This is a genomic window from Acinetobacter sp. NyZ410 (genome assembly GCF_022828975.1).
In the GTDB taxonomy this organism is placed as follows: Bacteria; Pseudomonadota; Gammaproteobacteria; order Pseudomonadales; family Moraxellaceae; genus Acinetobacter; species Acinetobacter guillouiae.
Map to the genome: position 1 here is coordinate 4,460,151 of NZ_CP094620.1, position 15,062 is coordinate 4,475,212.

General features: G+C 37.8%; 11 protein-coding genes. 5 read left to right on the forward strand and 6 right to left on the reverse strand.

Annotation, left to right across the window (positions count from 1 at the left end):
- Window positions 1-381: 381 nt before the first annotated feature.
- The 4 genes from MTO68_RS21155 to MTO68_RS21170 form a co-directional block, all read right to left on the reverse strand.
- Entirely contained in the window at window positions 382-591 is a 210-nt protein-coding gene (locus MTO68_RS21155) for a hypothetical protein (RefSeq protein ID WP_244014238.1), read from the reverse strand.
- Window positions 592-650: 59 nt separating this feature from the next.
- On the reverse strand, window positions 651-1,004 hold the full coding sequence (locus tag MTO68_RS21160) for a hypothetical protein (RefSeq protein ID WP_244014240.1): 354 nt from the start codon (window positions 1,002-1,004) through the stop codon (window positions 651-653).
- A 452-nt stretch (window positions 1,005-1,456) separates the two neighbouring features.
- Window positions 1,457-1,828 (reverse strand): hypothetical protein, encoded by a 372-nt coding sequence (locus MTO68_RS21165; protein WP_244014241.1) that lies wholly within the window; start codon window positions 1,826-1,828, stop codon window positions 1,457-1,459.
- A 2-nt stretch (window positions 1,829-1,830) separates the two neighbouring features.
- The gene (locus MTO68_RS21170; RefSeq protein WP_244014243.1) at window positions 1,831-5,937 is read right to left on the reverse strand and encodes an RHS repeat-associated core domain-containing protein; all 4,107 of its coding nucleotides are present in this window, start codon (window positions 5,935-5,937) and stop codon (window positions 1,831-1,833) included.
- Between the two features lie 466 nt (window positions 5,938-6,403).
- Here MTO68_RS21170 and MTO68_RS21175 point away from each other — a divergent pair, with 466 nt between their 5' ends.
- The 5 genes from MTO68_RS21175 to MTO68_RS21195 all read left to right on the forward strand — a co-directional run bounded on the left by MTO68_RS21175 (window position 6,404) and on the right by MTO68_RS21195 (window position 11,346).
- Window positions 6,404-8,299 carry a monovalent cation:proton antiporter-2 (CPA2) family protein gene (locus MTO68_RS21175; RefSeq protein ID WP_105713853.1) on the forward strand — a complete coding sequence of 632 codons (1,896 nt, stop codon included), beginning with the start codon at window positions 6,404-6,406 and terminating at the stop codon, window positions 8,297-8,299.
- Window positions 8,300-8,382: 83 nt separating this feature from the next.
- Window positions 8,383-9,258 (forward strand): Hsp33 family molecular chaperone HslO, encoded by an 876-nt coding sequence (locus MTO68_RS21180; RefSeq protein WP_004725526.1) that lies wholly within the window; start codon window positions 8,383-8,385, stop codon window positions 9,256-9,258.
- A gap of 347 nt (window positions 9,259-9,605) precedes the next feature.
- Window positions 9,606-10,574, forward strand: a complete 969-nt coding sequence (locus MTO68_RS21185) for a DnaJ C-terminal domain-containing protein (protein ID WP_239044788.1) — start codon at window positions 9,606-9,608, stop codon at window positions 10,572-10,574.
- A gap of 41 nt (window positions 10,575-10,615) precedes the next feature.
- Complete coding sequence (locus tag MTO68_RS21190) at window positions 10,616-10,954, forward strand: chaperone modulator CbpM (protein ID WP_004725521.1); 339 nt, start codon at window positions 10,616-10,618, stop codon at window positions 10,952-10,954.
- A gap of 122 nt (window positions 10,955-11,076) precedes the next feature.
- Window positions 11,077-11,346, forward strand: a complete 270-nt coding sequence (locus MTO68_RS21195; RefSeq protein WP_004725519.1) for a DUF465 domain-containing protein — start codon at window positions 11,077-11,079, stop codon at window positions 11,344-11,346.
- Window positions 11,347-11,353: 7 nt separating this feature from the next.
- Here the strand turns inward: MTO68_RS21195 and MTO68_RS21200 are convergent, their stop codons facing one another.
- Together MTO68_RS21200 and pnp are read right to left on the reverse strand one after the other, a co-directional pair.
- Window positions 11,354-12,577 carry a magnesium transporter CorA family protein gene (locus MTO68_RS21200; RefSeq protein WP_244016010.1) on the reverse strand — a complete coding sequence of 408 codons (1,224 nt, stop codon included), beginning with the start codon at window positions 12,575-12,577 and terminating at the stop codon, window positions 11,354-11,356.
- A 148-nt stretch (window positions 12,578-12,725) separates the two neighbouring features.
- Complete coding sequence (pnp, locus tag MTO68_RS21205) at window positions 12,726-14,813, reverse strand: polyribonucleotide nucleotidyltransferase (RefSeq protein ID WP_171066865.1); 2,088 nt, start codon at window positions 14,811-14,813, stop codon at window positions 12,726-12,728.
- Window positions 14,814-15,062 lie beyond the last annotated feature (249 nt).

Sequence of the window (15,062 nt, forward strand, 5' to 3'; positions counted from 1 at the left end):
TTAAGATCTGCTGGAGTTCTGTAATAGCCATATGGTAAATTTCATCTACAATGAAAAACTTATAAAATATATTACTTAAATAAATGAGTACTATTAAAAAATAATAATTAACGTAATTTATTTTTAGTTAACAATTTTTCTCCTCAAATTCTATTTATTTTAATTTTAAGGAACTATGAGGTGATCAATTACCTCATTATCACTTACAATATAGAGTACATCGCCAGTGTCAATTCTTTTAGCATCAATTTTTACTTTTAAAGATTTAACACATTCGCACCTATTTTTATTTTCACCATAAATAACTAAAGAGGATTTTTTGAAGGAATTTAATGTCAAATAAGCATCTTCACGCTCAGCACATGAAAAGAAATCCGTCAATTAAACTAAATAAGCCTTTTCATTATTTAATTTTAAAATGGTTGGTTTAATTTTCTCATATGCTCCATCGCATTTATTTTCTTCGGCAACAATTTCTACTCCTGTTCCCAATGTAAATGTATTCTCTAGATTCTGAGCACTATTACAAGCTGAAGAGCTTAGAATCACAAATAAGCCTAATGATGATTTAAGCCATTTATTCTTTACCATTATTAAACTCTCTCCATTCACCTGGCTTAGCAAAATTGGGAATACTGTCGAATGGCTTTTTATTGATAATTAATCCTCATTCTGACATCTTTAACAAATTGTGAAAAATCAAAATCAAATCTTTCAAATTTCTTCTCTATTATTTCAAAAAAAACATTATCACTAAAATGAAAATTTTTTCTTGCTATAGCTTCTATTTGTGAAAATACTTCCATATGTGCATTATTTATATCATCTATTTTAACATCCTCCATGTTATTTTCTTCACGATAATTATAAAGAGCTTCTCTAATTTCCAATGATAAAAAATAACTTAACCTTGAAAGCCATACTATTTTATTAGAGTCACTCAAATCCGAATAATATAAAAACTCTTCATTAAAAAAAACTCTTTTCCCATTTATTTTTTCCAAAATCATTCTCCTCTTGGTAATAAATTAATATTTCAGCTATTCCTAGAGATTCAATATTAATTCCAATTTTTATATTTTTCTACTTTTCAAAAACTTAACATACTAAGATTTACTTTCTCAGTAGATAAACATAAATAATCAATAAAAAACCATCTAGATAACTATTAATATTTTTAATTTTCCTTCCAATCCATGGGAAAATTAGATGATTTATTTCATTAAGGCCATAGATTTTTCTTAGTTTAATATTTACATCTTTTTCCTCATGAAAAATCAGTCTAAATTGAATAGTTAAGTAAACCACTTAATTTGAAAATCTCTATTTAATTCTAAAAAATCTGCTTTTACTTCAATCCACAATTTATTCACTCCGATATCTCCCTTGGTAGTTGATCTGCAATGTAAGATGAGGCACTAGAACCAAATCTTCAATATATTCGACTAGATATCATTCATTTTTGGGGAGCTAGTTTAATCATATATTCAACATCTTTAATAAATGCGCTTGGATTGAAACCCACTTTTTTTGCTTTTTCTTCTAGCATGTCAAAAAAATCAGTATCTGAAAAATTATCACCATTTCTTATTTTAGAACCAATTTTTCCAAAAATTTGCAATAGAATATCATTTATAAGATCAATTCTGCAGTCATCAATTTTTACTAACGAATCACGACTATCATATATGACTATCCTAATTTCCATAGATAAGTAGTAGCCTAACCTCGAGAACCAAATTATTTTATGATCATTACTTAGTTTCATGAAATATTCTTTATCAAGACTAGAAAATATAGCCTTATTATCATTAGAGTAATCTGTCATAATTATTCACTTCTCGGTAAAAGATTAATATTAATACCATTCTCTTGTAAAATGTATGTTCGAGTATTTCCTTGTCGTATCAAACCATTGTTAGGATTAACTCTTAATGGCTCGTCATTTCCTCTATTTGGTCTTAAAGAATCAATAACATCTCTCAAAGGTTGATTCCTCCAATAGGAATAGCTCGAACTGTTCATCAATGTATTTGGTGGGTGTGCAAATCTTAGCTTTGGCCCTGTTTGATTTGGTCTACATTGAGTTTCAAGCTGATTATTAATCTGTAACCTATTTAAATCTCTTTGTAGATTTTGAATATCTCTTACACCAACAGGATCATTCATTGGTCTATAAGTTCTATAAGTATAATTTGGATCAAATTGCCTAATTTTATCTACATAGAATCTAATTTGGCTAGCCGTTATTGGATCTATTTGTGATGATGGCCCTCTTCGAGTTGGAGCTAATCCTGTAGAGTCTATAAAATTAACCGGATTATTTCCTACATAAGCATAGGTATTTAAACCTCCAGCCAATCCAATCGGATCGCTTTGAGTATAACGCCCTATACTGGCATCATAATAACGGTTCCAGTTATACCAAAGTGTACTCTCTGCATCATAATATTGCCCAGGGAATCCAAGATTAAAAACACCTAATGTTTCATTCGTCACTGTACGCCCAAAACTACCGTTAGAAGCCTTCCACACCACCGACTTATTTGGGGCAGTAATTGATTCTGCCCGACCCAAATGATCATTGTGTATGAAATGTACATCACCTCTTGTGAACAGAGCGATAGGTTCGCCACCTAACCAGATATAGAAACGGCCTATGCTACCAACTCGCCATGTCTCTGCTGTTAAACGACCATCAGGCGTATAAATATAATCTGTGCGGGCTGAACCATTGACTTTACGACTGCGAAGATTGTCCACATCATAATCATAACGGGTAACGCTTTCACCTGATTTCACTGTTTTAAGACGCCCAAAACCATCATAAGCATAGTTGTAATTAGCTGTCCCGACCGGACCTGTACGAGCAGTTAAGTTTCCAAGCGTGTCATAACTATACGATTGTATACCCGCAGCAGTGGTCATTGATTTAAGCTGATTTCCAGCAGAAATTTCATAACGTGCTGCATTACTGGACTGGTTCAGTCTGTTCGACCCCGTATCGTAGCCCCATCTTAGTGCTTGTACATTTGTACTAGAACCAAGTAAACGGCCCATCGCATCATATTCATGACTAAGGCTCTTGCTATCGTCTACAACATCTTTGACTTGCGTGATCCAGTCATTGCTGTTGTAGCTGTAATCATAGTTTTGTAAGTTTCCACGAATACCAGTCAAGCGATAATCCTGATCATAACTGCGCTTTTCAGTCAGACCATTGCCATAGGTCCAACTTTTAACTCCACCATAGGGTTCATAAAGAATATTACTCACCACAGTTATGATAATATCTGTATCGAATTTGAATATTACCTCCTTGACTCGATTCAGTTCGTCATATATATACACGCTATTAAATATTAGTTCATGACCTTCTTGAAACACACGGTCATAATCATCGTATAACCAGTAATAATTGTATTCTGTACCATCAATTTTAGTCACTTGAACGGTGAGTTGGCCTGATTTGGTATAACCATAGCCTTTACCCGTTATCCCATCTGAGGTTGCACATAATCTTCCAATGCCATTGGTACAATCATCATAACGCCAGACTTGAACCTGATCACCTGTTCTGGCCTGAGTTTTTCGATTCAAGGCATCATAGTTATAATTGGTGATACTGCCGTCGGCACGGGTCAAGCTAATGAGATTCCCATCATTGTCATAAGTGTAGCTGGTTTGACCGGTGGCTGGGCTCTTCTGGGTAAGAACTTCCCCGAAACCGTTATAGCTATAGGTGGTTGTATTACCAGCTGGATCAGTGACTGAGGTTAAGTTACCCAGGGAATCCCATGTGTATCTTACAATTGAGCCATCTGGCTGACCTTCTGTCAGCAAACGCCCCATGGCATCATAGCTAAAGGTTTTTACCTGGCCCAGTGCATTGCTTTGTTTAATCACATTGCCATTGCCATCATATTCCCGAGCAATGTTCTGACCATTATTACCTTTGTCTGCTGTTATCCAACCCAACTGGTTTTGGTCATTTACTCGAGCGTAACGAACGGTATTACCTTCACGATACTCTACTCGTTGTAGGACACCCAAATTGGAATAACTGTAGTTCTGCTGGCTAATGACATTGCCATCGGTACCATGACTAATACTGGCAATCGTTCCATTATCATTATAAGTCGTTGTTTCAACCATTCCATTTGGATAGCTGGTTTTGGTACGGCCGAAAGGCCCGTATTCATAACGTGTTTGGATATACCTCGCCAGTGAATTTTTTAAGGCTTCACTGGTTACTCGCCCCCGACTGTCATAGCTGTATTGAATGTCTTGCCCATTGGCTGAAGTAATTTTACCCACATTGCCTAAAGCATCATAATTGCTATATGTCGTGGTTTGCCCCAAGGCATTCTTAAACTCGATCAGATTTCCAGCTGTGTCATACATATAACGGCTGATCTTTCCATTTTTAGTGACGGCCATCGTTGCCAGCATCGTATTGGCATGGAAGGTATAACTGTATTGTTCTTTACGACAACTGTGTTGGTCACAGACGGAGAAGCTTTTTAAGCGGTTTTTAGCGGGTTCATTGGCAGAATAATAACTATAAGTTTCCTCTCGAATTAAACGATTAGATCCATCAAGCATTTGAATTTGAGTGATTAAACTGGTTTCTCCAAGGTAGCTATATTTTTTGATATACGCATTGGAAGCATTACCATTTTGGATACCTATAGTTTCTTGAGTGACTCTACCAAAACGATCACGCTGATATTGTGTCTCTACGCCATTCCAGTCTTTGGTGGAAATCACATATCCATTGTTATCGTAAGTATTTTCCATACTGCTATTCGGGCAGTTATTTACCCCACTTCTTTCTACTTTAGCCAGTTTATTTTTTTTATTATCTGTATAAATATATTTAATAACTGCACCTAAAGGATTGGTAACAATTGTATAATTATCACCAAAAGTTAACCTATCAACTTGTGTACCATCACTCCGGCCACTTTGAACTGCTTTGTTTCCATTAAAATAATAGCTATTGTAAGGCTTGCGATTTATCCATATCCCACTCAGCATATGATAAGAGTCAGCTCCATTTTCTCCATAAAGATAGGTACGTGAGCCTGTATTTTTAGGATAAGAAACTAGATAAAGTGAGCGGTAGTTATGGTGGTATGAATAAATATTTCCAGCAGGATCTATCACTTCTGAGAGTTCACCCGCATACCAAATTAACTTAATAGATTTTCCATTTGTATGTGTGACTTTAATTAATCTTTTATTTTCATCATAAGAAAGTACCCAACCGATACCATAAGCATTTTTTTTACTAAGTAACCTTCCATTGAGCGTATAAGTCTCAACGCCACCATCTGGTAGGGTAACAATAAATTCGTTATTAGATTTCTGAATACGTGTTAATTCATTTAAGTAATAATTTTCACCATTGGGTAATTGTCGAATTCTCTTTCCCTGAGGATCTATAGCTAAACGATAATCAAAATTATGCCTCCATTTTCCATTGACTGAAAAATTCGCAGTGCCAGTAGCAAAAGAATCATAATAGCGAATAAACACTAAAGGCATCTCACCAGACGTTGTAAAGTCCAGTTCCTGCTGGATTTTTTTCCCAGTTGCAATCACGATAGGATTAGAAGTACTATCTGCGGAACATTCCCTTGCCTCAAAAGCAGGAACAACAAGCTCCGTATCCTCAGAACTCGACGTTGGACCCGTGCTCGTAGAACCACCACCTCCACCAGAAGTACCACCACCAAGCCAAGGATCATTTATACTAGGGAATGGACTTGGTCTTATAGCCTCTACTTCTATTCTTGGTAATTGACCTACGCCCCCGCTTCCACCAGAATCTGAAATTAAACGACTTCCATAACTATTTTCACAATCTGTTTTCATTACATTCCATGCATTGCATTCACCTCCACCAGCACTATGACATATGAAATATTCCATTTGGCATTCTTCAAATGACATAGCAAATGTTTTAATTGGAAAAAAAATTATAAAAAATAGTAGTGCTAATATTCTCATTTTTATTCTCAGCAAATCTAGAACTACGAAATACTGTATCACGCCACCATTTAAATAAGAATCATTCTCAATTGATTTTTTAAATAAAATTCAGCATTTATTAAGATTTTCTAAATAAATTGAAAAATATAGTATTCCATTTAAGCCCACGATCATCAGCATAAATAGATCATTTAGAAAAATGCAAAAATCTACCGCCATATAAAGCAATGGATTTTCAATACAGTTTATTATCACGTCTTTATTTACACATCAGTTCTCGTTTTACCTCGCTAATCATTTTTAAATTTTTATTGGGTAAAAAGACAATTTCTCAATAAATATCTCCAAGTCAATCACAAAATCACGCTACAATTTCTAAAGAAAGAAAAAAACTTAAGGCAAGTGAATGTCACTGTTACTCCAAATCACCATCTTCCTTGGTGCAGCATTAATCCTGGTTCCTCTAGGGAAAAAACTCGGTATTGCCACCGTACTGGGTTACTTATTTACAGGAATACTTCTAGGTCCAAGCGCGTTTAACATCGCCAATGATCCAGAGGAAATCATGCACCTTGCAGAATTTGGGGTGATTTTACTGATGTTCCTGATCGGTTTAGAACTTCGCCCACAGCGTTTATGGGAAATGCGCCAATCCATTTTTGTGATGGGAAGTTTACAGGTCGGGGTTACTGGTTTGGTGCTGATGGGAACCATCTATTTAATCTTTCAACAATCACTCCCCGCAAGTTTTGTGATTGGTTTTGCCTTAGCACTTTCTTCAACCGCCTTTGTTTTACAGCTTTTGGAAGAAAAACAACAACTCAATACCACTCATGGTCAGCAATCCTTTTCGATTTTACTGTTTCAGGATATTGCTGCGATTCCATTACTTGCCATCATTCCTCTCTTAGCGGGCAGCGAATCGAGTCATCATGGCGTTGCTTACTTTGCTGCAATTATCGCCACGTTCACGGGTTTATTTCTGTTTAGCCGTTATGTGATGCGACCATTTTTCCGCTTTGTGGCAAAAAGCGGTGCAACAGAACTGATTACAGCCGTTGGCTTATTTATTGTGCTGGGTGTGGTGTTGTTGATGGATACACTCGGGATCAGTACAACCTTAGGCGCTTTTTTAACAGGTGTGCTTCTGGCTGACTCTGAATTCCGTCATGAACTTGAAGCCAGTATTGCGCCCTTTAAAGGTTTATTGCTCGGTTTATTTTTTATGACGGTGGGAATGACCACACAAATCTCGTTAATTGCAGATATGCCATTACTGATTATTGGTGGCGCAGTCAGTTTAATTCTGATCAAAATGATCGTGATGGCAGCCATTGCACGTTATAAAAAAATGAGTTGGACCAATAGTTTAATGGTCGCAACCTGTTTAGCCCAAGGGGGTGAATTTGCCTTTGTGGTATTAAACGTGGCAAAAAGCGAAAAAGTACTGGCTGAAGCAATCATGGAGCCCATCACCTTAATTGTGACCTTATCCATGGTACTGACCCCCATCTTCTTTTGGTTGGTAAGTACGCAAGTATTGCCCTTAATCAATAGAGACAGTGCGCCGAAATACGATGAGATTCCCAACGAACACCCTGCTCTTATTGTTGCTGGTTTTGGTCGTGTAGGGCAAATTGTTGCTCGTTTGGCACGTATCCGTCATTTTACTTTTACCGCCATTGATAATAATTTACAAAAAATTGATTTTGTTCGACGCTATGGTGGTACTTTGTATTATGGCGATGTGACTCAACCCGATTTACTCCGTGCAGCAGGAATTGAGCAGGCCAAGGTTTTTGTATTGGCAATTGATAATGTTGAAGATTCAATGAATGTTGCGCGACATATTTTGCTCAATTATCCAAACCTTACCTTATTGGTTCGAGCACGAGATCGTTATCACATGCACCTCCTGCGTGATGTCGGAGTTAAACATATTTGGCGTGAAACCTATTTAACTTCATTGGGTATGGGTTATCGAGCATTGTGTGAACTGGGCATGAGTAAACAAGAGGCCTATGATAGTGTTGAGCTATTTAGAAACTACGATGAAGAACTGTTAACACGTCAACAGCGTATTTATACCGACGAGCAAAAGCTTTTTGAAAGCTATCGGGACTTTATTTCGGAGCTTGAGCACCTGTTTGAAAGCGATGCGCAAGTTGAAAACCACAATCCTGAGCAATATAAAGATGTTCCAGATTTGGATGAATCCGGCTTAGAAAGGCCCACAGCAAAAGCTCAAACCACACATGCCAAGCATGATCGTATTAATATTATGCGTGATGACGAAAATTAACTTTAAGATGCAGCGTTTTTCAGGTGAAATAAACTTGTGATTTATAATATCGCCACCATCTAAACAGGGATTTGGAGAATTTTATGTCTGATTTACGTCAACGTTTTTATATTGAAGATAGCCCTGTACGTGGTGAAATTGTACATTTAGATACAGCACTACAAACGATTCTATCGCAGCGTAATTATGCGCCTGCTGTACGCATTTTATTGGGTGAAATGTTGAGTGCAACAGCATTACTTGCAAGCACATTAAAAATTAAAGGACGTATTAGCTTACAAATTCAAGCACAAGGTACATTCAAATGGGCGATGGCTGAATGCAACCATTTAGGTGATGTACGTGCACTTGCAGATTATGAAGAAGATCCGCATTTTATGTTGAGTGAAGACAGCAGTACTGTGCTCAGCACGTTGCAACAACCTGTGTTATTTATCAATATTGAACCTGAATTTGGTGAGCGTTATCAAGGGATTGTGCCACTTGATCAACCGACGCTTGCGGCTTGTTTAATGCAGTATTATGACCTTTCTGCACAAATTCCAACACGTATTGTCTTGGCAAGCACCCATCACAATGCAGGCGGTTTACTGATTCAGTTATTACCTCGTAATAATGAAGAAGAACAGCAACGTGTAGATGAAGACTTATGGCCACGTTTGATTATGTTGACGCAGACCTTAAAGCCTGAAGAATTGACGGATTTAACCGCACAAGAAATTCTGTACCGTTTATACAATGAAGAAGAAGTTCGTCTACCAGACGTTGAACAGCTTCAATTCAACTGCACCTGTTCACGCGATAAATGCAAAAATGCATTGATCCAGATTGGTCTAGATGCGGTCAAAGAAACTCTAGAAATTCAAAATCCAATTGAAATGGATTGCCAATTTTGCAATAAAAAATATCAGTTCACTGCAAAAGAAGCTTTAAATCTGTTTGGTGAGCATTTAAGTTAATCTATTAAGATCTGAATGGTTTAAATTTGCAAAAATTTAACTATCGATTTTTACCAAGAAAAGAGCAAATTCAGTTTGCTCTTTTTTTTTCAATTAAAATTCAAAGCATAATCAGCAAGTGTTATAAATTAAAAGGTTGAATAGCTCTTTGGAATTGTCATTTACTTAACCAAAGCACCAACCCGAACACACAAAGCCCATAGAACATGAAACACCACCTTTATCAGCATAAGCGGGCTTTTGCGCTAGATAAGTTTTGAAACAATAACCACACTAAGTTGCTCTTCCATCTGTAGCCAAAAAGGCATAAAACTAGAATAAAGTTAAACAAAATAATGACCTTAAGTATGGCAAAAAATTATTATGAAGATTTGGGTGTTTCTAGAAATGCGACACCAGACGAAATTAAGAAAGCTTATCGAAAACTCGCACGTAAATATCATCCTGACGTGAGTAAAGAAACCGATGCTGAAGCAAAAATGCAGACCATCAATGTCGCCTACGACACCTTAAGCAATGAAGAAAAGAAAAAGCAATACGATTTTGAACTGGATAACCCCTATGCCAATACAGGTGGGTTTGGTGGGCAATCTACAGGTCAAAGTGGTTTTGATGGTAGCCAATTCCATCGTTCGTACAGTAGCAATGGTGGACAAGATTTTAGTGGTTTTGAAGATCTATTTGGACGTTTCGGTGGCGGTTTTGGCGGTGGACATCAACAAGATTTTGGGCAACGCGGCTCTCAGCAACAACGCAGCTATAAAGGTGAAGACCAACATGCCAGTATTGAAATTCCTGTAAGCATTGGTTATGAAGGCGCAACCCAGAGTATCACCTTACAAATCCCTACCTATAATGCCTATGGTGAACCCGAGGTACAACGGAAAACCCTCCAAGTTAAAATCCCCAAAGGCATGAAAGAAGGTCAGCAAATTCGCCTTGCAAAACAAGGGCAAGCTGGAATTAACGGTGGTGAAAATGGCGATCTTTATATTGAGATCCAATACCAAGACACTGACCGTATCCGTGTTGAAGGTGCTGATGTCTATTACACGGTTGATGTCACACCTTGGGAAGCAGCACTTGGTCAAAGTATTGAAATTGATACCCCAGCAGGTAAAGTAAAAGTTACTGTGCCACAAAATGCCAAACCCAATCAGCAACTCCGTTTAAAAGACAAAGGGATACCGCATAAAACCCCAGGTCATCTTTATTTGGTGATCAATATTGTTTATCCCAAAGCAACCACCGAAACACAGCAAAAAGCCTATCAACAATTTGCTGATGCTTTTACTGACTTTAATCCTCGTTCATAATTTTATAGATACCAACATAGCCTTGCTAAAGGAGAGCAATCATGACAACTATTCAATATCGTGAAATTGTCTATGACGGTTTCCATGATGCAGAAATCGTGGATGAAAACCTAAATCTAGATCTCAAGCACTTTGCTGAGGCATGCGGTCAAAGTCCGGATTGGATTTTGCAATTGCTTGAATATGAAATTTTACCTGCACGTCCTGAAGACCGTATTCATCAATTTTTTGGAGAAGATATCTCACGCGCACGTCGTGCCTATCGTTTACAACGTGACTTTGAAGCCAGTTTATCTGCCGTTGCAATGATGATGGATTTACTTGATGAAGTTCAACAATTGCGAAAACAAGTCAAACATCTTCACCTTCATACTCATTAATTCATTTCAAAATGTTAATGCCTAGTGACAGGTTAATATTTAACCTGTCATGATGGAGAACTTGTCTCTCCGTTTTTGTTTTTTCGTTTAGAATTTTCTGACAAAGAGGTTAATGAGCTCTGATGAATTCGAAAGTAATGAATAAAAAGTTGAAACACATGTTCCCAGAACACCGCGATCTCATGTGTAGTTTAAAACAAGAAGATCCGCATTTTGCTAAACTTTTGATTGACCACGATGAACTTGATCGTGAAATCAGTCACCTTGAGCTTGATCCACTCAATCATATTCATGAAAATATTGAGCAGCTCAAGCGGAAAAAATTAAGATTAAAAGATCAACTCTACTTAATTTTACAAAAGACAGCGCAGATAAATCCTCAACTAGAATAATGCTTAATTATTTCAGTTTTGTGATTTTTTCGACTTCTTTCATGGTTTGTTTGATCGGTTCATAATCTAAAAACCAGAGTAAATTGACGTGCTGATTTTTATGTTGTTGTGCCAACATATCAATCACACTTCGTTCACCACGCCCGACCAAATGACGGCGGTAAAAATAGACTAACAACCCAATCGTACAGCCCAACATCACACCCAGCATCACCCAGAAACCTATCGGACTGCGTAAACCTGGAATGAATTCAAAATTCATTCCATACACCCCTGTTAATAAGGTTAATGGCGCAAACACCGCAGTAATAATCGCAAGAATTCGCATATTCTCATTGGTTTGATTGGCGATTGCAGAAAAATGTAAATCAATCGCAGTTTGAATTGCGGTACTTAAACGTACTGTATATTTTTGAATACGCTCAACATGGCTAACCAGATCATCCACGCGAACCAGCATAATGTCCTGCTTCTCAGTGCGTTTTTTACCTTTTAAGTGCGCATAGTTTTCAACAATTTCATCTCGAAGTTCCTGTAGGGAATCTATTTGTTCTTCGCACAAATTTTCAATTTGCTGAAAAACCAGATTTTCCTGAAACAGTTGATGCCACTTGGTAAAGCGACGATTGCCTTGCAAAAGCTCTTGTTGCCAAAATTCAACGCGACGAGACAAAGGATTACGTAAATCCAAATAGCCATCAATCATACTATTCAGCAAGCGCAGTGCTAAATCTAAAGGCGTAGTCGGTAATTTACGTGGTTTATTTTGTTCTTCTAAACTCTTATTCATGATATTGAAAATACGGGCAAGATAACTTTCAAAAGCATGGTTGCCCTTTTCATGAATAGTGATTAAAGCTTGTGAAGTAATAATAAAACTGACTGGCGAGGACGCCAAACCAAAAACACGATCATGCTGTTCAAGGGCATCTTCACCACTATCGATCTGATCATCTGGGGTAATTAATTTACGAAAAATCAATAAATCATAATCTTCCATTGCATCAAATGCGCATGGATGTTCGATATTTAAAATATCTCGAATATGGTATTCATTGAGGTGAATTTCGGTCGCATTATAGATTTCTTTTTGCCATTGCTCAGCACGATTGACCACATCTTCACGGGTACAATCCACCCAGACAAATTGTTGCTCTGCATTAAAAACAGGTTCTTTTTGTATACAAGTATAAGGTTCATCTGTGTGTTGAAAAAAATAAAAGCTTTGCATATTCACGATATTTTTGGTCTTTATTGTTATGCATCATGCCATAAAAAAAGCCCTGAGCAAGCCAAAGTTGTAACTTTGGCGAAGCACAAGGCAGTCTTTTCTGTATTAAATTTTAATCAAACCCTAAAGGATTTAAACCTTGCAAATATTATGCTTGGTCTACATCTTTCATGGTTAATTTAATACGACCACGGTTGTCTACGTCAGCAACTTGAACTTTAACGTCTTGACCTTCAGCCAAGATATCAGTCACGTTTGCAACGCGTTCGTTTGAAATTTGCGAGATGTGAAGTAAACCATCTGTACCTGGCATGATATTTACAAACGCACCAAATTCAACAATACGAATCACGCGACCAGCATAGATTTTACCTGGTTCAACTTCAGCAGTAAGCGCTTGGATTTTTGCAATCGCAGCTTGAGCAGCCGCTTTGGTTTCACCAAATACACGTACAGTACCGTTATCTTCGATATCAATCGCTGCTTTTGTTTCTTCTGTGATTTGACGAATTGTCGCACCACCTTTACCAATCACATCACGGATCTTATCTGGATTGATGTTGATCACTTGGAATGTTGGCGCATGCATAGAAATTTCAGGACGTGCACGTGAAATCACTTGGTTCATTGCATTCAGAATATGCATACGACCTGCATAGGCTTGATTCAACGCAACTTCCATAATTTCTTCTGTGATACCTTCGATTTTGATATCCATTTGAAGCGCAGTAATACCGTTTGCAGAACCAGCAACTTTAAAGTCCATATCACCTAAGTGATCTTCATCACCTAAGATGTCAGAAAGAACAGCAAAACGCTCGCCTTCTTTTACTAGACCCATTGCGATACCCGCAACTGGCGCTTTAAGAGGAACACCTGCATCCATAAGTGATAATGAAGCACCACATACAGAAGCCATTGAAGATGAACCATTTGATTCAGTAATGTCAGATACAATACGAATCACATACGGGAAGCGATCAGCTGGTGGAAGAACAGCTTGTACACCACGACGTGCTAAACGACCATGACCAATTTCACGACGCTTAGGACCAGATTCACGACCTGTTTCACCTACAGAATATGCAGGGAAGTTGTAATGCAACATGAAGTTGTCAGTTTTTGTACCAGACAAGGTATCAACCATCAACGCATCACGTGTATTACCCAAAGTCGTTGTAACCAACGCCTGAGTTTCACCACGTGTAAATAATGATGAACCATGAGCACGATCTAACACACCCACTTGTACATCTAATCCACGAACAGTTTTAGTATCACGACCATCGATACGTGGTTTTCCTGAAAGGATGTTGTCACGTACAGTACGGTATTTAAGATCTTCAAATAATTCGTTTAAGTCATCTGCAATACCAGCTTCGTCATTTTCAGGAACGAATTGCGCAGTTGCTTCAGCTTGAAGTGCATCTAAAGCAGCATAACGGTCATGCTTAACAGCAATGGTATACGCTTCAGATATTTTAGCTTCAAATGCGTCTTTTAATTTTGCACGAAGATCTTCGTTTTTAACTGGAGCAGTCCAAGTTGATTCTGTTGCACCAGCGGCAGCAGCAAACTCTTTAATCGCTTGGATCGCAATTTGCATTTCGTCATGACCGAAAAGCACAGCGCCTAACATTTGGTCTTCTGAAAGTTCTTTTGCTTCAGACTCAACCATCAATACTGCAGATTCTGTACCTGCAACGACAAGGTCAAGGTCAGATTGAGCAAGTTGTTCTAAATTTGGGTTAAGAACATATTCGCCATTGATCAAACCAACACGCGCACCACCGATTGGACCACGGAAAGGTGTACCTGCGATTGCAAGTGCAGCAGACGTACCTAACATTGCAGCAATGTCAGCGTCCATAGTTTTGTCTGAAGACACAACTGTTGCAGTAACTTGGATCTCGTTGTAATACCCTTCTGGGAACAACGGACGAATTGGACGGTCAATTAAACGAGAAATTAAAGTTTCTGCTTCTGAAGCACGGCCTTCACGCTTACCATAACCACCTGGGATACGACCCGCAGCATATTGTTTTTCTTGATAGTTAACTGTAAGTGGGAAGAAGTCTTGACCCGCTTTAGCAGTAGGTTGTGCAACAACAGCAACCAGTACTGTTACGCCACCCATTGTAATAAGAACCGTGTTTGCTTGACGAGCAACACGACCTGTTTCTAGTACAACTTGATGTTGACCATATTGAAATTCTTTACGAATAACATTAAACATTGACATGTATTTTTGTTTCCTAATTTTATTCTAGTGGAGACCCCTAAGGTTTGGCATTCACATCAACCGCATAAATGACAAAGCTTAGAAGCCGACCTCACTAGACAATAAATCTTTAGTTAGACTAATTTTAAACACGAAGAAGGAGCGAATATTCGCCCCTTCCCTTTTATCCAGTAAATACTGGATAGACTTTAGTTTTCATCAGTACAGCATTCAGCATGCAATAATCCGAAAATAAAAGTTTAA

What these genes read in the sequence shown, in the direction of transcription:
- MTO68_RS21155 (WP_244014238.1), bottom strand. Translation starts at nt 591, where the DNA reads ATGGTAAAGAATAAATGGCTTAAATCATCATTAGGCTTATTTGTGATT.
- MTO68_RS21165 (WP_244014241.1), bottom strand. Translation starts at nt 1,828, where the DNA reads ATGACAGATTACTCTAATGATAATAAGGCTATATTTTCTAGTCTTGAT.
- MTO68_RS21170 (WP_244014243.1), bottom strand. Translation starts at nt 5,937, where the DNA reads ATGGAATATTTCATATGTCATAGTGCTGGTGGAGGTGAATGCAATGCA.
- MTO68_RS21175 (WP_105713853.1), top strand. Translation starts at nt 6,404, where the DNA reads ATGTCACTGTTACTCCAAATCACCATCTTCCTTGGTGCAGCATTAATC.
- MTO68_RS21180 (WP_004725526.1), top strand. Translation starts at nt 8,383, where the DNA reads ATGTCTGATTTACGTCAACGTTTTTATATTGAAGATAGCCCTGTACGT.
- MTO68_RS21185 (WP_239044788.1), top strand. Translation starts at nt 9,606, where the DNA reads ATGGCAAAAAATTATTATGAAGATTTGGGTGTTTCTAGAAATGCGACA.
- MTO68_RS21190 (WP_004725521.1), top strand. Translation starts at nt 10,616, where the DNA reads ATGACAACTATTCAATATCGTGAAATTGTCTATGACGGTTTCCATGAT.
- MTO68_RS21195 (WP_004725519.1), top strand. Translation starts at nt 11,077, where the DNA reads ATGAATTCGAAAGTAATGAATAAAAAGTTGAAACACATGTTCCCAGAA.
- MTO68_RS21200 (WP_244016010.1), bottom strand. Translation starts at nt 12,577, where the DNA reads ATGCAAAGCTTTTATTTTTTTCAACACACAGATGAACCTTATACTTGT.
- pnp (WP_171066865.1), bottom strand. Translation starts at nt 14,813, where the DNA reads ATGTTTAATGTTATTCGTAAAGAATTTCAATATGGTCAACATCAAGTT.